We start from the raw sequence: 20,772 nt of genomic DNA on the forward strand, positions 1-20,772 counted from the left end.
GTAAGTCCTTGCGTTTCGACCCGAACAATATTTCAAATTGGAAGATTCTTCTTCCACAGCGATGGATCGAGCAATGGCCAACCCTGTTTCTGCACTGGACGGCATCGACCGCCATATCCTGGAAAGCTTGCAGCGCGACGGCCGGCTGAGCAACACCGACCTGGCGGAGAAGGTGGGCCTGTCGGCCTCGCCATGCTGGCGGCGGGTCAAGGCGCTGGAGGAGACCGGGATCATCAAGGGCTACGTCGCGCTGGTCGATGCCAAGGCGGTGGGGTTGCCGGTCAGCGTGTTCATGAGCGTGTCGCTGACGACCCAGGTGCAGAGCGCGCTGCAGCGCTTCGAGAAGGCCGTGCAGCAGCGGCCCGAAGTCATGGAGTGCTACCTGATGACGGGCGACAGCGACTACCTGCTGCGTGTCGTGGTGCCTGACCTCGAGGCGTATGAGCGTTTCGTGATGGATTTCACCCGCATCGCCGGCGTCGGCCAGATCCGCTCGTCCTTCGCGCTGCGGCCGGTGAAGCAGGGTACGGCGTTGCCCATGGGCCACCTGGGCTGAGCCGCGGAAAACGCCGCCCGACACCGCTCGCCAGCGGAATTTCCTTCGGCCTCAAAGAATTTTTTATGGGTGCGATCAGAAGATTAAACGTGACGCCAAACTGACGATGTTATAGTGATTATTCGCTCATTTGTTGGTGGCTGAGAATGAGGTGTGGGATGTCGGCAGGCGGGCCTCGCATGGATCGAATCACCTGCTCGATGCCGGCCGGCGTGCCATGAACACCGACGGTTTGGCCGCGATATCCCCGCCGGGATGGCAGCTCTTCAGCACCGAGGCACTGGCGCCGCGCGACCGGTTTCCCGCTTTCTGTGAAGAGATCATGCGCCGCCAGGTGGCGCTCGATGCCATCAAACGCAAGGAACTGCCGTTCGATGCCGTGATCGCCGCCAGCAATGCCGGGCAGGTCGATATCACGCGGGTTGCCACGTCGCAGGCGAGCTACGTGCGCACGCCGGCGTTGATGCGCGACGGCAGCGACGACCTGTTTGCCGTCCTGTGCCTGGAAGGCAGCATGCAGTCGACCCAGGGTGCCGATCCGGCCCGGATCGGACCGGGCGAGGGCATCATCTGCGACAGCGCCGAAATCGGCGGGCTGCAGATGGAAACGACCACCCGCTACTGGGCCATCCGCACGTCGCGCGCCAGCCTGACCAGCCTGCTGCCACCCGGCTATCGCTTCGGCGGCGCCGTGCTGAACCGCAACGGCCTGGCGCTGCGCCTGCTGTCGCAATACCTGGATGCGCTGTACCAGGCCGATGCGTCGAGCCGTGACCGCGCGGTCATGGGCGGGCACATGATCGACCTGATCGCCATGGCACTGGGCGCCGACAGTGCCGTGCGCCAGGGCGCCGAGTCCCCCGGACTGCGTGCCGCCCGGCTCGAGGCCCTGCTGCGTGCCATCGATGCGCGCAGCGGTGATCCGGGCTTGAACGCCGCATCGGTGGCGGCGCGCCTGGGTGTCACGCCGCGTTATGTCCACCTGCTGCTGGAGGAGACCGGGCTGACGTTCTCGCAGCATGTGCTGGCGCGGCGCCTGGAGAAGGCCCTGTGGCTGCTGCGCGATCATCGCCACGGCCATCTGCGCATCGCCGATGTCGCCGGCGAAGCCGGCTTCGCCGACCTGTCGTATTTCAATCGCAGTTTCCGCCAGCGCTTCGGCGACACGCCGTCGGCGGTGCGCGCACGCTTGCGTGGCCTCGAACAAGCGGACGCCGAGCGTTAGGCTGTCGTCTGCCTGTTCACTGCGGACCAGTACGCTTCACTCCTGTCCAAGACCGCGGCGCCCCGGGGCGCCTAACGAGGTTCCGCCATGCGTGCCGTCTTCGTCGCCATCGTCCTTGCCGCCATCGCCGGCCCCAGCCTGGCGGCCGATATCGAGGCCGCCTCGCGCGTCGACACCGTGACCGTGTATCCCGACGGTGCCAGCGTTACGCGACGGGCCAGCGTGACGCTGCCTTCCGGTGCCTCGACCATCATCCTCAAGGGCTTGCCGCCGTCGATCGATCCGGCGTCGATCCGTGTCGCCGGCGAGGGCTCGGCGGCGTTCGTCATCGGCTCGGTCGAGACCCGCAGCGTGCCGGGCGATCCGCGGCCGGTGATCGATGCAGCGCTGGAGGAGAAGCTGCGAGCGCTGCGCGACCGACGCGATGCCGCGGCCGCGCGCTTCGAGGCGACGGATCGGCGCCGGGCCATGATCCGGCGCTATGCCGAGGCCGGGCCTGAAAAGCTGTCGCCGGAAGCCAAGCCGCTGGATGTGGCGCAGTGGCCGGGCGCCTGGGATGCCGTCGGCAGCGCGCTGGCCAAGGCCAACGAGGACCTGCGGCTGCTCACGGTCGAGCTGCGCGGGCTGGATGAGGAGATCGCGGCGCTCGAGCGTGCCCGCCCGAAACCCCCAGCACCGGGCGCGCCGCGCCTGGATGTGAGCATCGCGCTCGAAGCGCCTGCCGCGATGACGGCATCCATGACGGTGACGTATCGTGTCACCGGTGCGCAATGGCGGCCGCTCTATGACGCGCGGCTGGATACCGGCGGCAAGGACCGCAAGCCGTCGCTGGAACTGGTGCGGCGGGCCGAGATCGTCCAGCGCACCGGCGAGCCGTGGACGGACGTCGTGCTGCTGGTGTCGACGGTCCGCGTCGCGCGCAGCGGCGGCGCGCCCGACCTGGCGTCATGGCGGGTCGATTTTGTGGCGCCGCCGGCGCTGGCCGGTCGCGCGCCGTCGGCCGCGCCCATGCCGGCGCCAGGACCGCGTTCAGCGGATGCAGAGCGCAAGCCGGCCGAAGAAGCGCCGGCCCAGGAGCAGGAGGCGCGGGTCGAGGCCGGTGCGTTCCAGGCGTCATTTGCCGTTCCGGGCCGTATCACCATTCCGCAGGATGGGTCGCCCAAGGCGTTCCGGATCTCCAGCAAGGCGGTCAAGCCGGACCTGTCGCTGAAGACCGTGCCGGTGCTGGATCCCACGGCCTATCTCGAAGCTGCGTTCGTCAATGAGGAAGACGCCCCGCTGCTGCCGGGCCAGGTCGCCATCCATCGTGACGGCATTTTCGTCGGTCGCACGGCGCTGGCCATGGTCGCGCCCGGCGACAAGGTGCGGCTGGCCTTCGGTGCCGACGACCGGGTGAAGGTGACGCGCGTGCCGGTGGCGCGGCGCGAGGAGGAACCCGGTTTCCTCGGCTCCAGCCGCAGCGACCTGCGCGAGTTCAAGACGGTGGTGAAGAACCTGCATGATTTCCCGGTACGGATTGCCGTACAGGACCGGGTTCCGGTCGCCGACAACACGGCCATCACCGTCGAAATGCTGTCGCGCACGACGCCGCCCACCGAGAAGGTGGTCGACGACAAGCGCGGCGTGATGGGCTGGACCTACGACTATGGGCCGGGCGAGCAGAAGGAGATCCTGATCGCCTATCGGCTGAAATGGCCGGCCGACCGCGACATCCGCCTGCGTTGAGGTGACCGATGGCAACGACACGTGCATCCAGCGCCGCTCATGCCAACCGGCCGCAGGTGTGGGCGATCCTGGTGATGGTGCTGGGCCTTCTGCTGATCGGCCGCGGTGCCTGGGACATGGCGCAAGCCATCACGTTTGCCACCGGCGGCGTCACCACGGAAGGCCGGGTGACCGGGGTCACGTCGGTCAACCAGGGTCGCGGTCGCGTCGCCTACTACGCGCGCGTCCGCTACGCCGTCGAGGGCAAGTCGATGGCGGCGACCACCGAGGACCGTGTCGAGCGCGACCAATACAAGATCGGTGACGTGATCCGGCTCAGCTACCTGTCGAGCGATCCGGCGCGGGTCAGGACGGCCGACACCGCGGGCAAAATCGGCTTCTTCGCCTGGCTGATCCTGGGCCTTGGTCTCGCCATCGGCGGCGGTGGCCTCTACTGGTTGCTGCGCATGCGACGTCGGCCTGACGTCGCCGTCGGCACACGGTGAAGGATCGGTTGAGCTGGCGGTTGGCTCGAACCCTGGGGGCGGTGGTGCGCGGTGCATCATCGCCGACCCTCTGCAATCCGCCGGCTCAACCGATCCTTCCTGCACTTCCGGCATAGAGCCGTTCACTCCGGCCCAAGATCCAGGGTGCTGCACGCATTAGACCGGCCTGGTTTCAACAGGAGGTCGATATGCGAACCGCACGCGTGGTGATCGCCGTTCTTCTCGCACTCGCGCCCGCGAGCGCTCTGGCGCAGAACTACATCTACTGCATCAATGACCGGATCGAAGTGGACAAGCGCAATCTCAAGAAGATGCAGGGCGATCGCGGCCATTCGACCATCTGCATGATCGGTCCGACCTTCGATTCGCGCTACGACGCCCTGGCGTGGGTCGAGAAGTATCTGCGCGCGAAAGTCGATGGCCCGTGCTCGTGCAAGTAATTGCATCGATGCGGTGCGGGAAAATCGTTCGCACGTTCACGCATGACATGGTGCCGTTCGCTCCGATCTAAGACACGCAGGTCCGTAGCACGTACACCGGCGACAACGCGCCAGTGAGCGTGCGCGTGTCTCGAATGGAGAGATGACGGATGCCATTTGATATTACGATCCTTCAAGATCAGGGGAAACTCACGGCCTGGGTCCAGGTCAGCCTGATATTCCGGGAGCGCAGGCCGCAGGGTGTAGTCATGTGTTCCATGGGGAACTGGACGCCGGTCAATGACTCGAAGTCAGACTCCACGGACGGTGAAAATTCCAAAGCTCAACGGGTGGGCAATACGATCGGCAAGCTTGGTTTGGGCGCATCGCGGACCTGGATATGGAATCCAATCAAGGCCGAGATGACGTTTTTTGAAAAGGATCCTCGTGCGGGCCGCGAGACGAGCCTTGTCACGCTGACAAGTATCATGGTGGTTGCCGACGCTGAAGCACGGGTGGTCGGTCTGAATACGCCCACTGGCGTTTCCATGACGGGCTCAAACATCATTGTAAAGGGGCGGATCCTATGGCGCCCCGGCCGCGAGAAAACGTTCCCGCGGTAACAGAACCTGATCGTCGAGACGGTATGGTCCGCAGCGGCGCGGCCTGTTGGCCGGGCGAAGATTGCGTCGCATTTCCCCGCCAGGGACTCTGCGCTATGGTGCATACACCCGCACCATGCGCAACCAAGGCAGGGAGGAACGCGTTCATGACAGCACTGCCGTCCTATGATCACGGCACGTCGACGACCAAGCTGATCGGCGAGACCATCGGCGTGTTTTTCGACAAGGCAGCCACGCGCTGGCGGGACCGCGATGCCCTGATCGTGCGGCATCAGAACGTACGGTGGACGTACGGCGAGCTGGCGCGGCGGGTCGATGACCTGGCCGCCGGCCTGCTGGCGCTGGGCCTGGAGCCGGGCGATCGCATCGGCATCTGGTCGCAGAACAACGCCGAATGGGTCCTGACCCAGCTCGCCACCGCCAAGGCCGGCCTGATCCTGGTCAACGTCAACCCGGCCTACCGCAAGGCCGAAATCGAGTACGCGCTGAACAAGGTGGCCTGCAAGGCGCTGATCACCTCGCCGGCGCTGAAGACCAGCGACTATATCGCGATCCTGAACGACCTGATGCCGGAGATCGCGACATCGGCGCCCGGCAAGCTCAAGGCCAAGGCGGCACCGGAGCTGCGCACGGTGATCCGGCTGGGCACCGACAAGACGCCCGGCATGATGAACTTCGACGAGATATCGGCGCTGGGCGGCAACGCCGAGCGCAGCCGGTTGGTCGAGCTGGCCGACCGCCTGCAGTTCGACGACCCCATCAACATCCAGTTCACGTCGGGCACGACGGGGTTCCCCAAGGGCGCCACGCTCAGCCACCACAACATCCTCAACAACGGCTATTTCATCGGCGAGGCGATGCGGCTGACGCCGGAGGATCGCCTGTGCATTCCGGTGCCGCTCTATCATTGCTTCGGCATGGTGCTGGGCAACCTGGCCTGCATCACCCACGGCGCGGCGATGATCTACCCGGCCGAGGCCTTCGAGCCGCTGGCCGTGCTGCAGACCGTGCAGGAGGAGCGCTGCACGGCCTTGCACGGTGTGCCCACGATGTTCATCGCCGCGCTCGATCATCCCGCGTTCAAGACGTTCGATCTCTCGAGCCTGCGCACCGGCATCATGGCGGGCTCGCCCTGTCCGATCGAGGTGATGAAGCGCGTGGTGGCGGAGATGAACATGCAGCAGGTGACGATCGCCTACGGCATGACCGAGACATCGCCGGTCTCGACGCAAAGCTCGACCGACGATCCGCTGGAGCGGCGCGTGGCGACGGTAGGCCGGGTGCAGCCGCATATCGAGATCAAGATCGTCGACACCGACGGCCGCATCGTGCCGCGTGGCACCACGGGCGAGTTCTGCACCCGCGGCTATTCGGTGATGACCGGCTACTGGAACGACGTGGAGAAGACCCGGGAGGCGATCGACGGCGGCCGCTGGATGCACACCGGCGATCTCGCCACCATGGACGACGAGGGCTACGTCAACATCGTCGGCCGCCTGAAGGACATGGTGATCCGCGGCGGCGAGAACGTCTATCCGCGCGAGATCGAAGAGTTCCTGTACCGCCACCCCAAGGTGCAGGACGTGCAGGTGATCGGCGTGCCCGACGTCAAGTATGGTGAGGAGATCTGCGCCTGGGTGAAGCTGCGCGAGGGCCAGTCGGCGACCGCTGAGGAAATTCGCGCGTTCTGCAGAGGGCAGATCGCGCACTACAAGATCCCGCGCTATGTCCGCTTCGTCGACGAGTTCCCCATGACCATCACCGGCAAGATCCAGAAGTTCGTGATGCGCGAGCAGACGATCAAGGCGCTGGAACTGAAGGAACAGAAGACCGCGTGATCGCGGCGAGCCGCGCAACGCGGCTCTGGTCAGGGCGATCGCATACGGTTCAAGGGGGCGCGCCACGCCGTGGCGCGCCCCCAACGTTTGAGGTGCCGCCCAGACCGGGAAGCGCGCCGTCTCAAAGAAATTCTTATAGCCTCGATTTGAAGAGCCAATGGGCCTTCATGAGCCTTTTTGCAGTTGCACCGGAATACTTCGGCGCTTCTTGCGTCTGTTCACCAGGGATGGGTCATCAGCACGGTCGCCGACCTTCCCCCGCACAGCGTTGTTGGACCTCGTTGAATCCCTTCGGAATCGGAGTCCACAATGGACCTTGCCTTTCACAACTTCACCATCAATCCCGTCGGCCTCGCCGGTACGGCAGCACGGCAGTACATCGCCCAGGTGCACGAGCATTTGCGCTGGATCCATCGCACCACCAGCGGCCGGATCCTGCTGAATGTCATTCGCCGCCCGACTTTTCCCGTCGAGATCCGCCCCTACGCGGGAGCCGACTGCAATGCCATGGGCGGCGGTGAGTTCAAGACTCCCGGCAACCTGTCGGGCTTCGTCGAATACTCGCCCGGAACGTTTTCGCGGCACGGCGCCTGCAGCGCCCTGCCGGCAGGCCAGGATCGTGGACGCATCTGGGACGAGATCCTGTTCCACGAACTGGTGCACGTGTTCAGGAACGCGACCCGCAAGTGGGATGCGGCGACGCCGCTGTCCTTTGCGATGCGTCACTACAACAACAACGAAGAATTCATCGCCGTGCTGTGCACGAACATCTACGTGTCGGACCGCACGAACCGCATCAAGAGCGGCCTGCGCAAGGGCCACATCGATTACTCCGCCATGGATCCGCTCGATGCCACGCGATTCGGACTCTTCCTGAGTTCGAGGAACGCCTTCGCCCTGGTCAAGAAGTTCTGCGACGACAACCCGATCTTCACCAAGGCGCTGAGCGACAAGCTGCCGGACATCGTCTACAACCCGATCGCCGACTACTATCGCTACCCGAAGTTCTGCGAGGCCCTGTCGGTCTTCGGTGCCATGAAGGACCGGATGGCGCTGTCGAAGTCGCTCACGTCGCTGGGCGTGCCCAAGCCCTTCGTCGATTGGATCGTGTCGGCGGTCATGTGAGGGCGGGCTTCCCTGCTTCCCTTGTTTCCGTTCACCCGCCGAGCCCGTATCATCGGGTACCCCGGCGCAGACCGGGCAAGGGAAGAAAAGCAGGGGCAGTCATGAAGAAGCTCATCGACGCGACGGATACGTTCAAGGAGCTCGGCGCGATCTATCTCGGCGTCGTTTCGCTGGCGGCCGTGGTCTATCACATGGCGGAAGGAAAGCCGCTCCAGGAAGCGTTCTGGTGGGCCTTCGTCACGGCAACCACGGTGGGCTACGGCGATATGTATCCCGTGACCTGGGTCGGCAAGATCGCCGCCATCCTGCTCATGCACGTCGTGCCGTTGTTCGTGCTGCCGCTGATCGTCGCCCGGTTGCTGAACAAGGTGCTGGTCGACCGGCACGAGTTCAGCCATGAGGAGCAGGAAGCGATCAAGCGCGACCTGGACGCCATCAAGCAGGCACTGGGCGTGAAAACGCCGGTTGCGTAGAGCGGTTCGTACGTTGATCGGCTGATCGTCGTCCTGACAGCCTGTGATTTTTTGAGCCCACGCCTGTCATCCCGAGCGTAGCGAGGGATCTTTTCGGCCGCGAACGGCGCGAAAAACTGCTGAAAGCTTCCTCGCTACGCTCGGAATGACAGCGCGCGGCAATAAGATCACAGCCTCTGAGCGGAGCGAAGGACCTTGCGGCGGATCACTCAAAGAATCGGGCCATGGTGATCATCAGTGCCGATAGCGCCGATGCCAGCACCGCAAGATCCTTCGCTGCGCTCAGGATGACGGTGAACCGCTTCCATTAAGACGTGACTCACTCCAGGTACCAAGCCCGCGCTTGGCGTATCGCTTGGTGAGCCGGTCCCGCTTCAGGCGGGAGAGCCGGTAGATCCAGAAAATGCCGTCGAGCTGGTCGATCTCGTGCTGCAGGCATACGGCCAGCAGGCCATCGGCTTCCTCGGTCCGCGCCGCACCGCCGATGTCCTGGTAGTGCACGCGCACCCGCGCCGGCCGTTCGACGTCCTCGGTGATGCCCGGCATGGAGACGCTTCCTTCCGCGTGCCGCGCCGTTTCGGCCGACGTCCAGACGATTGCCGGGTTCACGTAGGTGCGCCCGCCCGCGGTGTCGTCGAGGGCGATCACGGTCACGCGCTGCAGTACGCCGATATGGGGTGCGGTGATGCCGATCCCGGGTGCGGCGCGCATCGTCTCCAGCAGGTCGTCGGCCAGCGCGCGCAGGCCGTCGCCGAAATCCGTCACCGGCGCGGCGGCCAGGCGCAGGCGGGGATCGGGAAACCGCAGGATCGGCTGTACGGCCATCGGCGCCAGCGCGGCATCTACTGCAGGCGGTAAAGTCTGGCCGCGGTGTCGCGAACGATCTTGCGGCGCGTCGCCTCGGGCAGATGGCTGAGTTCGCGGGTGATGAATTCCTGCGAGTCGGGCCAGATCCCGTCGGGATGCGGGAAGTCGTTACCCCACATCACGTTGTCGATGCCCAGATCGTCGATCAGCTTGATGCCGATCGGATCGGTCTGGTACGTCGCGTAGCATTGCCGGTGCCAGTAGTCGCTGGGCTTCATCTTCAGTTCGAGATCCTTGAACTGGTCCTCCCACTCCAGATCCATGTGCTGCAGCACATAGGGAATCCAGCCCAGGCCGGCCTCGCCGATCACCACCTTCAGGTTCGGATAGCGCTCCAGCGCGCCGCTGTAGATCAGCTGCATCAGCATGTAGCTCATATGCATCTGGAAGCCGGTGATGTGCACGGCAAAGGCGCGGCGCGCGATCTTGCGCGTCATCTTGGTGTAGTCGGGCGAGCGGCCGCCAATGGTATGGAAATGCACGGGCAGGCCGGTCTCGTGCGCGATGCGCCACAGCGGCTCGTAGACCTCGTCGAACAGCGGGATCATGTCGGGCCGGTTGGCGACGTCGATGCCGCGCACGCCGCGGTCGGCGGCGCGCTTCACCTCGGCCACCGCCGCATCGATGTCGTGGCTGGGGATGTTGGCTAGCCCGATCAGGCGGTCGGGATGGCTGCGGCAGAAATCGTGCAGCCAGTCGTTGTAGATGCGCAGCATCTCGACGGCGGCCTCGCCGTCATTCAGCCGGCCGCTGGAGCCCAGCACGCCGTACAGCACTTCGGCCTGCACGCCGTCGCGGTCCTGGTCCTGCAGCCGCAGCGCCGGGTCGGTCAGGCGGCGAATGCCCTTCCTGCCGTCATCGTAGAGACCGGTCGATGCCATGCGGTCGGAGCGATGGATGACGCCCGGCTCGTACTTTCGCCCGGCCGATCCCATGCCGTTCACCAGGCCGAAGCGGGCACCGTTGCGGCTGACCCAGTGCGGACCGTCCAGGCCCTCCTCGACATAGGGCATGCGGTCGCGAAACCTCGCCGAGGCGTTGGCGGTGAAGAGATCGGGCGGCAGCCAGATGAGATCGATATGTCCGTCGGCCGAAATGACATCGTACTGCATGGGGCTTGGCTCCGATGTGCCGGTATCCCTGGTCTAGTCGACGGCCCGTTTGAGGAGGATACTCAGTGTAGCATGGGACGTATGTAACGTGCCTGTGGCACAGGCAGGATGGTCGTTCATGGCAACGGAAACACGCTCGCCGCGACTGGCGGTGCTGATCGATGCGGACAATGCGTCGCCCCGCATCGCCGACGGATTGTTCGAGGAGGTCGCCAAGCTGGGCGAAGCCAGCGTGCGGCGCATCTACGGTGATTTCTCGGGCCCGCGTTTGAAGGCGTGGGCCGAGATTCTCGCCAAGCACGCCATCATCCCGCAGCAACAATTCGCCTACACGACGGGCAAGAACGCATCCGACATCACGCTGGTGATCGACGCCATGGACCTTCTGCACAGCGGCCGCTTCGACGGCTTCTGCCTGGTGTCGTCGGACAGCGATTTCACCCGGCTGGCGGCGCGCATCCGCGAGCACGGCATCGATGTCTTCGGCTTCGGCGAGCAGAAGACTCCGGAGAGTTTCCGCCAGGCCTGTCGCCGGTTCATCTATACCGAGAATCTGCTGCCCGGCGCCCCGGCGCCGGGGCAGGACGTGGCGGCGCCGGCCAGCGCGTTGGAACGGCCGACCGCGGCTGTTCCCATCCTGACGCGGGTCATCGCGCAAATGGATGCCGAGGACGGGTGGGTCGATCTCGGGACCGTCGGCCGCCGGCTGTTCAATCTGGCGCCCGACTTCGATCCGAGGACGTACGGCTACGGCAAGCTGAGCGACCTGGTGCGCGGCACCGATGCGTTCGACGTCGATCAACCCAAGGGTCGGGGCATGCGCATTCGCATCAAGGCAACGCAACAAACCGGTCGCCGGCGCAGCAGAACGTCATCGCCGGCGTGACATCGGCATGACCACCGATCGAATCATGGGCGTTTCGCGGCGCTTTCCTGGACGTCAGACGATCGGCCTCGCAGCCTCGTAGCCCGATCATCGATGCGGGGGGAGTGCTGTGGCTGCAGGCGATTCACCCGACGAAGCCCTGCCGCACCCGTCACCACTGAAGGCGGGTGCGCGGATCAGACAGTATCGCATCGGCAAGCTTCTGCGGCGCGATGCGCTGGGCATCACCTACGCTTGCCGGGACATGGCGCTAGAGCGCGATGTTGCCATCACGGAATATCTGCCCTCGGGTGTCGCCGTCCGTGACGGCGATACTGCCGTCGTGCCGTGTCCGACGCGGTGGGCCGAGGACTTTCGTTGGGGTTGCAACCGTTTTCTGGCCGAAGCTCGAACTCTGAACGAACTGGCGGGAACGCCGGCCATCGTCGGCGTGTACGACGCGCTGGAAGCGCATGGAACGGCCTATGTCGTGACGCATCCCATGCGCGGTCAGACGCTGGCCATGCGCCTGGCGCGTTACGGCACGCTGCCGCGCGATGCCGTGGAGCGCCTGCTGCCGCCGCTGCTCGTGGGTCTCGACAGGGCGCATGCCCGCGACCTGTTGCATCTGAACATCACGCCGTCGACGATCGTGATCGACCGCTGGAATCGGCCGACCCTGATCGATTTCCGGGCCGTAACCGCCGCGCTGGCCGCGCGCCGACAGGTCACGGTGGCGCACAGCCCGGGATATGCCGCCGTCGAACTGATCTCCGATGGGCATACCGGGCCGGCCACGGACATCTATGCCCTGGCGGCAACACTCTATCGCTGTGTCACCGCCGCCGCGCCGCCGCCGGTGATCAACCGCCTGACCGAACCGATGGCGCCGGCCGCACAGCAGGCGATCGGGCGCTATCCGCACGGCTTGCTGGCGGCCATCGACGCCGGCCTGGCGTTCCGATCCGCCGACAGGCCGGCATCGATCGCGGGTTGGCGCCCCGTGTTCAACACGCGTGCGCCGATACCCGTGCCATCCGATGTGGCGGCGCTGGTCCCGACGGTTGCATCGTCGCCGTCCCCGGCGCTCGATACGGCCGAACCGCAGCCCCGGCTGGACGACGGCGCACCGGCCGCCACGACGTGGGCCACACTGACCGGTCGACTATCGTCGATGGCCACGCCCATCGATCTAGGCCCGTTGCGGGTGAAACTGCGCGCGACACACCGCGGCGCCAGCCGGCGCGTATCGGCGCTCGTGGCGAATGTCAGTGCCGCTCGTTTACATCGTCATTCGCGGACAGTGTTGCGTGCGACGTCAACGGCGCTGCGCGATCGGCTGTCATCACTCGTTGCCTATGTTCGTGACGACGGTGGGCGCACCAACGCGCGCATGGCCGTCGCCGGGCTGGCTGTCCTCGTCGTGACCATGGGGCTTGCCGCCAGCAAGACGTTGCAGCCCGAGCCTGAACCGGATGTGACTCGGCCCGATCGCCCCACCGTCTCACAGGAAGCGGCGGCTTTGCGGCAGCGGGAGGAAGCCGAAGCCAAAACGCGTCTCGATGCGCAGCGACGTCAGGACGAGGCTGCAGCGCGCGCGGAGGCCGAAGCCCGGCAGCAGGCGGAAGCTGACGCCCGGGCGCGAGCCGAGGCGGACGCCAGGCGCCAGCATGAAGAGGCGGCGCGCCAGGCGGCTGCGATGCGCGCGGAGGCCGAGGCCCGGCAGCAGGCGGAAGCTGACGCCAGAGCACGCGCCGAGGCGGCAGCGCAACAGCGTGCTGCCGCGGCAGCAGCGATGCGCGAACAGGCGGAAGCCGCTGCCAGACGTCAGGCCGAGGATGAAGCGCGCAGGCTGGCAGCGGAGAAGGCAGCGGCTGTCGAACGGCAGCAGCAAGCGGAAGCGGCTGAACGTGCGCTGGCGCTCACACCACGGGATCGCGGGCGGGTGCAGGTCGCGTTGACGGCACTCGGCTTCGATACCGCCGGTATCGACGAGGTGTTCGGTCCCCGCACGCGGCAGATGGTCGGGTCATGGCAGAAACGCCAGGGCATGCCGGAGACCGGTTTTCTGACGGCGGCACAGGTCGCCATCCTGGTACGGCAGGCCGCTGCGGCGGTAGCGCGATACGACGCCGAGGAGACGCGTCCGGCCAGCAATCTGCGGCGCGCGGAACTGGCCGACACGACTGACACCGGACAACGGCCGGTCACGGCCGCACGTGGGGCCACCAGCGACGTACCCGTGACCGCGGCGCTGGCGCCTGCGCCGAACGCGGATCCCTCGACGCAGTCGGCGGAATACAGAGGTTCGCGGCGTATCCCGCTGTATGGCAGCAGCGATCCGCGCATGTACGCGGAGTACACGCTGATCCTGCGTGTCGCCCGCTCCACGGTCAGCGGTGTTGTCACGCGCTATTGTCCGGCCTGCGCGTCCGACGGCGGCGAGGAGCGCAAGAGCTATTCCTGCGGTGCCGAGGCACTTCGCTTCGGCGGCGGGTTCAGCCTGCACTGCGATCCCATCTCGGTCTGGGGCGACCTGAAGAGCGCGCGGATCCATCACTCCGCCAATGTGGGTGGCATCCCCATCCCGCTGACGCGGGTGGACGACGGTGGATGAAACGCCGTGGTCGCCCTTACGACCGGCGCAGCCCGTTCAGCTGGCCCACGACATCGAGCAGGATATGCGCGGCGTCTTCCATCTGTGCGACCGGGACGGACTCGTTTGCCGCGTGCCCCTGGACGCCGGAGCCGGGCCCGAAATTGATGATCTCGATGCCGTCGTCGGCGAAATAGCGGCCGTCGCTGACGCCGGTGGCGTTGAGGAACCGGGCTTTCCGGCCGGTGCGCGACCTGATGGCGGCTTCGAGAGCGCCGACGCCGGCGCCGTTCTCGGGCGCGAAGAAGCCGTTGGTGCCGGTGAGGAACTCGACCTTGTAGCTGGCGCGCGGTTCGCCGGCGGAATCGGCGACCTTTTTCAGCTCGGCAAAGGCCGTCTTGACCCGCTCGGTCGGCAGCAGGCGGCGATCGATTTCGACAGTGCAGGCACTGGGCACGACATTGGTGTTGTGGCCGCCATGGAACATGCCGACATTGACCGTCGACTTCATCGCGCCGGACGTTCGCTTGCGCAGCGCGCGGTCGTAGAACGCCTGCAGCGCCCCGACCAGGCGCATCATGCGCAGGATGGCATTGTCGCCGGCGGCGGGATTGCCGGCGTGCGCCGCCTTGCCTGACGTGGTGATGCGGGCCCACATCACGCCGCGCTCGGCGACGATGAGCTGGTTCTCGGTCTGCGCGCCCAGGATCAGCACGTCGGGCTTCACCTTGCGCGCCGCGCGCAGGAATTCCATCCCGTTGGGACCGAGATTTTCCTCGTCGGCGACGAAGGTGAAAACCACCTCGCCCTGCACCGGCCCGCCGCACCGGGCGATCTCCTCGGCCAACCACAGCTGCACGGCCATGCTGCCTTTGCAGTTGCCGGCGCCCAGGCCGTAGACCAGCCCGCCCTTGTGTACGGCCTTGAACGGATCGGTCTTCCAGTTGCCGCGTTCACCGACGCCCACCGTATCGACATGGGCGTTGAACACGGTGCTCGGGCCCTTGGTCGAGCCTTTCAGGCGCGCCACGACGTTGTCGACGCCCTTGACCTTGCGCACGACCTCGACCTTGTAGCCCGCCTTCCTCAGGCGCCTGGCCGCATAGGCGCAGATGTCGACACTCTCGCCGGGCGGGTAGGGGCTGGGGATCGCGACCAGGTCGGACAGGATGCCGACGAGCGGCTTGGCGAGCGCGGGCATTCGGAATCCTTCGTCTCAACGGTTTGCAAGTCGTACCAGCGCCTCGACCAGCACGCGCGTGCCGGCGGCAAGATCGGACGGCGTCGCGTTCTCGATCTCGTTGTGGCTGACGCCGCGCTCGCAGGGCACGAAGACCATGCCGGCGGGGCACAGCGCCGCGATATGCATGGCGTCGTGGCCGGCGCCCGAGGGCATGTCCATGTTGCTGAAGCCCTGGCGCTGCGCTGCATCGCGCACCAGGCCGATCACGCCAGGATCGAACACCGTCGGCGCCACCGACGTCAGGCGCTCGATGGTGGCGGTGCAGGGGGCTGCCTTGCTGGCGACGATCGCGCGCAGTTTGGTTTCGTGCGCCTCCAGCACCTCCATCGACGGATGGCGCATGTCGATGGTGAAGCTCACGCGGCCGGGCACGGTGTTGGGCGAGCCGGGCAGCACGTCGACACGCCCGATGGTGAACCGCAGCGTATCGTCGGCATCGCGCGTGGCGTCCTGCATGGCGCCGGCGATGGCGACGGCGGCGACGAAGGCATCCTTGCGTGCGGCGCGCGGCGTGGTGCCGGCATGCGCTTCATCGCCCAGGATCTCGACCATGAAGCGGCGGCTGCCCTGGATGCCGGTGACGACGCCGATGGTCGTCCTGGCATCTTCCAGCCGTGGGCCCTGCTCGATATGCGCCTCGACATAGCCGTCGAGCGCGAAGCCCGGCGTATCGCCGCGGCGCGGCGCCGGTGCCGCCGCCAGAGTCTCGGCCAGCGCATCGCGCAACACGACGCCTTTCCAATCCTTGACCGCCAGCATGGCATCGAGTGCGTTGTGGCCGGCGAACACGGCCGAACCCATGGCGCCGGGCTGAAACCGGCTGCCTTCCTCGTTGGTCCAGGCGACCGCCTCGACCGGCCGCTTGGTGCGCACGCCGGCGTCTTCCAGTGCCTCCAGCGCTTCGAATGCCGCCAGCACGCCGTACATGCCGTCGAAACGGCCGCCCGTGGGCTGGCTGTCCATGTGCGAGCCGCTGAGGATCGGCTTCGCACCCGCATCGCTGCCTTCGCGGCGCACGAACAGATTGCCGATGACGTCGGTGAAGACCGAGAAGCCGCGCGCCGCGGCCCAGGACATCAGCAGGTTGCGGGCCGCGGCATCTTCGGCCGACAGCGCCTGGCGGTTGACGCCGCCCCTGGGCGTGCCGCCCAGCTTCGCCATGTCCATGTGCCGCTGCCACAGCCTGTCCTCGCGAACCGCCTGCGCCGCACGCTCGAAATCGCTCATCATCCCGACCCGTTCGCATGTGCCGCGCGACGGCGGCATCGTCCCTGCTATACAAAGGCAGCCACGCATCGGCAATGCCGGGCCGAGGGGAGGATATATGCTGCGCGATCATCAGACCCGGGACCTTGTCGGCTACGGCCCCCATCCGCCCGATCCGCAATGGCCGGGCGGCGCGCGCATCGCCGTCAGCTTCGTGCTGAACTACGAGGAGGGCGGTGAGAACACGGTGCTCAACGGTGACGCCGGTTCGGAGGTCTATCTCAGCGAGACGCCGGGCGGCCAGCCGTTCGCCGGCGTGCGCGATCTCAGCACCGAGACGGTCTACGAATATGGCAGCCGCGCCGGTTTCTGGCGCATCCTGCGCCTGTTCGCCGAGCGCGATATCCACTTCACGTCCTGGGCCGTGGGGCGGGCATTGGACCTCAACCCCGCCGCCGGCCAGGCGATGGTGCAGGCCGGCCACGAGGTCGCCAGCCACGGCTGGCGCTGGATCAACTACAAGGACGTGACCGAGGCCGAGGAGCGCGACCACCTGCAGCGCGCCGTGCGCGCCATCGAACAGGCCTGTGGCCGCCCGCCCGTGGGCTGGTACACCGGCCGGCTCAGCGCCAACACGCTGCGGCTGGTGGCCGAGCACGGCGGCTTTCTCTATTCCAGCGACTCCTATGCCGACGATCTGCCCTACTGGGTGCGGGTGGCCGGCCAGCCGCACCTGATCATCCCCTACACACTTGACGTGAACGACATGAAGTTCGCCGTGGCGCCGGGCTTCACGTCGGGCGACGGCTGGTTTGCCTACATGCGCGATGCCTTCGACGTGCTCTATGCCGAGGGCGCCACGGTGCCCAAGATGATGTCGATCGGATTGCACTGCCGGCTGGCCGGCCGGCCCGGCCGTGCCGCGGCATTGGCCAGGTTCATGGACCACGTGCTGAGCCACGATCGCGTCTGGGTCGCCCGTCGCGAGGACATCGCGCGCCACTGGATGAAGGTCCATCCGGCGTAATTCCCTTCCCCGCTTGCGGGGAAAGGTGGCCGAAGGCCGGATGAGGACCCGACGTGGTCTCTGTTATCAAGACCACGTCGGGTCCCCTCCGCCCACCGACGTTTCGACGCCAAGCGTCGAAACGTCGTATCGGGGCACCTCCCCAGCAAAGCTGGGGAGGAAAAACATTAACAAAGGAAGGAAACGCCATGACTGCGCTCTACGGCTGCCCGACAGGAGTCGATCTCTCGCTGCGGGCCTTGCGGCGGCATCCGGATCGTACCGCCTTTGCCTGGGATGGCGGCGCGCTGACCTATGCCGGCGCCTGGTCGTTGATCGGACGCATGCAGGCGGCGATGGCGGCGGCCGGCCTGACGAAGGGCATGCGCATTGCCCTGCTCAGTGCCAACCGGGCCGATGCGTGGTGCGCCGGCGTGGCGGCCCAGGCGCTGGGCCTGATCAGCACCTGGCTGCACCCGATCGGGTCGCTCGACGATCACCTCGACGTGCTGGACGACGGCGAGATCGAGGCGCTGGTGATCGATGCGCAGAACTACCGTGACCGCGGCGGCGAGCTGGCGGCCAGCCGGCCCGGGCTGAAATGCGTCTTCACCATCGGGTCGGCCAACTATGGCCGCGACCTGCTGGCGGCCGCCGACGCTGCCGGCGAAGCCAGCCCGCGCAGCGCGGCTGGGCCGGATGATCTCTCGAGCCTGGCCTACACCGGCGGCACCACGGGCAAGTCCAAGGGCGCGATCCGGCGCCACGCATCGTGGACGGCGGTGACCACATCGATCCTCGCCAACTTCGAGCTGCCGCCGCAGCCACGCTATCTCGCGGTAGCGCCGATCACCCATGTCGCCGGCACCAAGGTGCTGCCGAGCCTGATGCTGGGCGGCACGGTGCACCTGCTCAAGGGCTTCGATCCCGAGCGTGTGCTGGCCACGATCCAGCGCGAGCGCATCAACATGACCCTGTTGGTGCCGACCATGATCTACGTGCTGCTCGACCACCCGACGCTGGCGCGCACCGACCTCTCGTCGCTGGAACTGCTGATGTATGGTGCGTCGCCGATGTCGCCGACCCGGCTGGTCGAAGGGCTCCAGCGCATCGGGCCGGTGTTCTCGCAGCTCTACGGCCAGACCGAGGGCTATCCGCTGTCGGTACTGCACAAGGCCGACCACGATCCGGCGCGGCCGGAACTGTTCGCCTCCTGCGGTCATCCCGTCGCCGATGTCGAGATCCGGTTGCTCGACGACGACCTGCGCGAGGTGGCGCCGGGCGCGGCGGGCGAAATCTGCGCCCGCGGGCCGCAGATCATGGAGCAGTACTGGAAGCGGCCGCAGCAGACGGACGAGACGCTGAAGGGTGGCTGGCTGCACACCGGCGACATCGCGCGCGCCGACGAGCGCGGCTATCTCTATATCGTCGATCGCAAGAAGGACATGATCGTCACCGGCGGCTTCAACGTCTTCCCGCGCGAGGTCGAGGACGTGCTGACGTCGCACCCCGATGTGGCGATGGCCGCCGTCATCGGCGTGCCCGATCCGAAATGGGGCGAGGCGGTGACGGCGCTGGTGGTGCCCAAGCCTGGCGCCTCACCCGACGCGCAGGCGCTGACCCAGCTCGTGAAAGACCGCAAGGGGGCGGCCCAGGCGCCCAAGCGGGTCGAATTCGTCGACGCCCTGCCGCTCACCGCCGTGGGCAAGGTCGACAAGAAGGTCCTGCGCGCCCGCTTCTGGGCCGGTCAGGAACGCATGGTGGGGTAATTTTTGGACCGCGCGTGTCCACACGCGCATCTTCCCCCGTTCCGCGTCGCTACGCGTGCGTGCAAAGATGCGGGCGGTCCGGGGAAGCGCTCCCTGGGAGCGCGGGCGTCCCGCCCGCTCATGACCGCGTGCCACACGCAGAGGCGACAGCAAGTTTCGCCGAAGATGCGGGCGAGACGCCCGCGCTCCCAGGGCGGGCGTCACTCGCGGGGAAGACTCATCCGCTCCGGCCGCCCGACTTCAGTTCGACGATGGGGGTCGACATCACGGCCTCCTGGTCCCAGGGGAACAGGATCCAGGTGTCCTGGCTCACCTCGGTGACGAACGTATCGACCATCGGCTTGCCGGCGGGCTTGGCATAGACGGTGGCGAAATGGGCCTTGGGCATCATCTCGCGCACGCGTTCGGCGGTGATGCCGGTGTCGACCAGGTCATCGACGATCAGCCAGTCCTCGCCCTGGTCTTTCTCGGCCTGGGTGCCCTTCAGCACCTCGACCTTGCCGCCGCGCTTGGTCTTTTCGTAGGTCGAGCAGCAGACTGTGTCGATCAGACGCACGTTCAGCTCGCGGGCGACGATCGCCGCCGGCACCAGGCCGCCGCGAGTGATGGCGACCAGACCCCTGAACGGGCCGAGATCGGCCAGCCGCCATGCCAAGGCCTTGGCGTCGCGGTGCAGTTCCGTCCACGACACGGGAAACATCTTCGTGTAAGTCGACTTGGCCGGCATGCGGCTTTCTCCCCCTGGTCTCGGGTCGGGGATAGCATCCGCTGCCGTCGGAACGGAAGCAGCACGAACTGCGAATTGCGGGGGTATTTACACCCCGGGAGCGGACGCTATGGTGCCGGCCGTTTCCAGCAATCCGCCGTACAGGGGGGTGTATGAATTTCGTAATGCCGGATCTCGCCAGCGCCGTCTTCTGGTTGGCGCTCGGTAAGATCATCGTGGCCAATATCATCCTGTCGGGCGACAACGCCGTGGTCATTGCCATGGCCTGCCGGAACCTGTCGGACCAGCACCGCAAACCGGCCATCATCGGCGGCAGCCTCGGCGCCATCGTCCTGCGCATCATCTTCGTGTTCATGATCACGTGGCTGTTGAGCGTGCCGTACCTGAAGCTGATCGGCGGCGCCCTGCTGATATGGATCGGCGTCAAGCTGCTGAACGAGGATGAGGGGCACGGCGACGGCGTCAAGGCGAGCGGCAATCTGTGGGGCGCCGTGTGGACCATCATCGTGGCCGACGCGGTCATGAGCCTTGATAACGCCATCGCGATCGCCGCCGCCGCCAACAACGACGGCGTGCTGATCATGCTCGGGCTGGTCATCAGCATTCCCATCATCATCTTCGGCAGCACGTTGCTGACCAGCATCCTGCAGCGCTATCCGGTGCTGGTCGTGATCGGCGGCGCCCTGCTCGGCTGGATCGGCGGCGAGGTGATGGCCACCGACGGCAAGCCCCCCAACGCACTGGTAGCGCCGGAAGGCACCATCGCTGCCTGGCTCGAGCACAAGATCCCGCACGCCGAGCACGTCTGTGCTCTCGCCGGCGCCGTTTTCGTCGTGGTGCTGGGTCTCTATCTGTCGCGCCGCCGCAAGCCTGCGGATGTGGTAGACTTGGCTGAAAAGAAGGACTGAGGGG

At 66.4% G+C, this 20,772-nt stretch carries 19 protein-coding genes; 14 read left to right on the plus strand and 5 right to left on the minus strand.

Features of this window, described 5'->3' with window-relative positions:
* Window positions 1-73: 73 nt before the first annotated feature.
* From FQU96_RS23370 to FQU96_RS23410, 9 genes are all read left to right on the plus strand, one after another.
* Window positions 74-556 (plus strand): Lrp/AsnC family transcriptional regulator, encoded by a 483-nt coding sequence (locus FQU96_RS23370; protein WP_146543762.1) that lies wholly within the window; start codon window positions 74-76, stop codon window positions 554-556.
* A 136-nt stretch (window positions 557-692) separates the two neighbouring features.
* Window positions 693-1,781, plus strand: coding sequence for a helix-turn-helix domain-containing protein (locus FQU96_RS23375; protein WP_146543763.1), 1,089 nt, complete (start codon window positions 693-695; stop codon window positions 1,779-1,781).
* Window positions 1,782-1,868: 87 nt separating this feature from the next.
* Window positions 1,869-3,506 (plus strand): mucoidy inhibitor MuiA family protein, encoded by a 1,638-nt coding sequence (locus FQU96_RS23380; RefSeq protein WP_146543764.1) that lies wholly within the window; start codon window positions 1,869-1,871, stop codon window positions 3,504-3,506.
* 8 nt (window positions 3,507-3,514) lie between these two features.
* On the plus strand, window positions 3,515-3,991 hold the full coding sequence (locus tag FQU96_RS23385) for a DUF3592 domain-containing protein (RefSeq protein WP_146543765.1): 477 nt from the start codon (window positions 3,515-3,517) through the stop codon (window positions 3,989-3,991).
* Window positions 3,992-4,179: 188 nt separating this feature from the next.
* Window positions 4,180-4,431 carry a hypothetical protein gene (locus FQU96_RS23390; protein WP_146543766.1) on the plus strand — a complete coding sequence of 84 codons (252 nt, stop codon included), beginning with the start codon at window positions 4,180-4,182 and terminating at the stop codon, window positions 4,429-4,431.
* A 149-nt stretch (window positions 4,432-4,580) separates the two neighbouring features.
* On the plus strand, window positions 4,581-5,033 hold the full coding sequence (locus FQU96_RS23395; protein WP_146543767.1) for a hypothetical protein: 453 nt from the start codon (window positions 4,581-4,583) through the stop codon (window positions 5,031-5,033).
* Window positions 5,034-5,179: 146 nt separating this feature from the next.
* Window positions 5,180-6,871 carry an AMP-binding protein gene (locus FQU96_RS23400; RefSeq protein ID WP_146543768.1) on the plus strand — a complete coding sequence of 564 codons (1,692 nt, stop codon included), beginning with the start codon at window positions 5,180-5,182 and terminating at the stop codon, window positions 6,869-6,871.
* A gap of 309 nt (window positions 6,872-7,180) precedes the next feature.
* Window positions 7,181-7,996 carry a hypothetical protein gene (locus tag FQU96_RS23405; RefSeq protein ID WP_146543769.1) on the plus strand — a complete coding sequence of 272 codons (816 nt, stop codon included), beginning with the start codon at window positions 7,181-7,183 and terminating at the stop codon, window positions 7,994-7,996.
* A gap of 101 nt (window positions 7,997-8,097) precedes the next feature.
* Window positions 8,098-8,469, plus strand: a complete 372-nt coding sequence (locus FQU96_RS23410) for a potassium channel family protein (RefSeq protein ID WP_146543770.1) — start codon at window positions 8,098-8,100, stop codon at window positions 8,467-8,469.
* Window positions 8,470-8,751: 282 nt separating this feature from the next.
* On the opposite strand, the gene FQU96_RS23415 is transcribed toward FQU96_RS23410, so the two are convergent.
* Together FQU96_RS23415 and FQU96_RS23420 are read right to left on the minus strand one after the other, a co-directional pair.
* On the minus strand, window positions 8,752-9,294 hold the full coding sequence (locus tag FQU96_RS23415) for a peptide deformylase (protein ID WP_146543771.1): 543 nt from the start codon (window positions 9,292-9,294) through the stop codon (window positions 8,752-8,754).
* Window positions 9,295-9,311: 17 nt separating this feature from the next.
* Window positions 9,312-10,448 (minus strand): amidohydrolase family protein, encoded by a 1,137-nt coding sequence (locus tag FQU96_RS23420; RefSeq protein ID WP_146543772.1) that lies wholly within the window; start codon window positions 10,446-10,448, stop codon window positions 9,312-9,314.
* A 118-nt stretch (window positions 10,449-10,566) separates the two neighbouring features.
* On the opposite strand from FQU96_RS23420, the gene FQU96_RS23425 reads away from it, so the two are divergent.
* Window positions 10,567-11,334 (plus strand): NYN domain-containing protein, encoded by a 768-nt coding sequence (locus FQU96_RS23425; protein ID WP_146543773.1) that lies wholly within the window; start codon window positions 10,567-10,569, stop codon window positions 11,332-11,334.
* Window positions 11,335-11,443: 109 nt separating this feature from the next.
* Window positions 11,444-13,930 (plus strand): serine/threonine-protein kinase, encoded by a 2,487-nt coding sequence (locus tag FQU96_RS23430; RefSeq protein ID WP_146543774.1) that lies wholly within the window; start codon window positions 11,444-11,446, stop codon window positions 13,928-13,930.
* 16 nt (window positions 13,931-13,946) lie between these two features.
* Here FQU96_RS23430 and FQU96_RS23435 read toward each other — a convergent pair whose 3' ends face one another.
* Together FQU96_RS23435 and FQU96_RS23440 are read right to left on the minus strand one after the other, a co-directional pair.
* Entirely contained in the window at window positions 13,947-15,110 is a 1,164-nt protein-coding gene (locus FQU96_RS23435) for a M20 family metallopeptidase (protein WP_146543775.1), read from the minus strand.
* 15 nt (window positions 15,111-15,125) lie between these two features.
* Window positions 15,126-16,379 carry a Zn-dependent hydrolase gene (locus FQU96_RS23440; RefSeq protein WP_146543912.1) on the minus strand — a complete coding sequence of 418 codons (1,254 nt, stop codon included), beginning with the start codon at window positions 16,377-16,379 and terminating at the stop codon, window positions 15,126-15,128.
* A 97-nt stretch (window positions 16,380-16,476) separates the two neighbouring features.
* On the opposite strand from FQU96_RS23440, the gene puuE reads away from it, so the two are divergent.
* Complete coding sequence (gene puuE, locus FQU96_RS23445) at window positions 16,477-17,385, plus strand: allantoinase PuuE (RefSeq protein ID WP_146543776.1); 909 nt, start codon at window positions 16,477-16,479, stop codon at window positions 17,383-17,385.
* A 188-nt stretch (window positions 17,386-17,573) separates the two neighbouring features.
* Window positions 17,574-19,133: an AMP-binding protein gene (locus FQU96_RS23450; protein WP_146543777.1), complete on the plus strand. Its 1,560-nt coding sequence runs from the start codon at window positions 17,574-17,576 to the stop codon at window positions 19,131-19,133.
* Between the two features lie 217 nt (window positions 19,134-19,350).
* Here FQU96_RS23450 and gpt read toward each other — a convergent pair whose 3' ends face one another.
* Window positions 19,351-19,860 carry a xanthine phosphoribosyltransferase gene (gene gpt, locus FQU96_RS23455; RefSeq protein WP_146543778.1) on the minus strand — a complete coding sequence of 170 codons (510 nt, stop codon included), beginning with the start codon at window positions 19,858-19,860 and terminating at the stop codon, window positions 19,351-19,353.
* Window positions 19,861-20,012: 152 nt separating this feature from the next.
* Here gpt and FQU96_RS23460 point away from each other — a divergent pair, with 152 nt between their 5' ends.
* Window positions 20,013-20,768, plus strand: a complete 756-nt coding sequence (locus FQU96_RS23460) for a TerC family protein (protein WP_255468454.1) — start codon at window positions 20,013-20,015, stop codon at window positions 20,766-20,768.
* The last annotated feature ends 4 nt before the right edge of the window (window positions 20,769-20,772 follow it).

Source organism: Reyranella sp. CPCC 100927, assembly GCF_007859315.1.
Classification (GTDB): Bacteria; Pseudomonadota; Alphaproteobacteria; order Reyranellales; family Reyranellaceae; genus Vineibacter.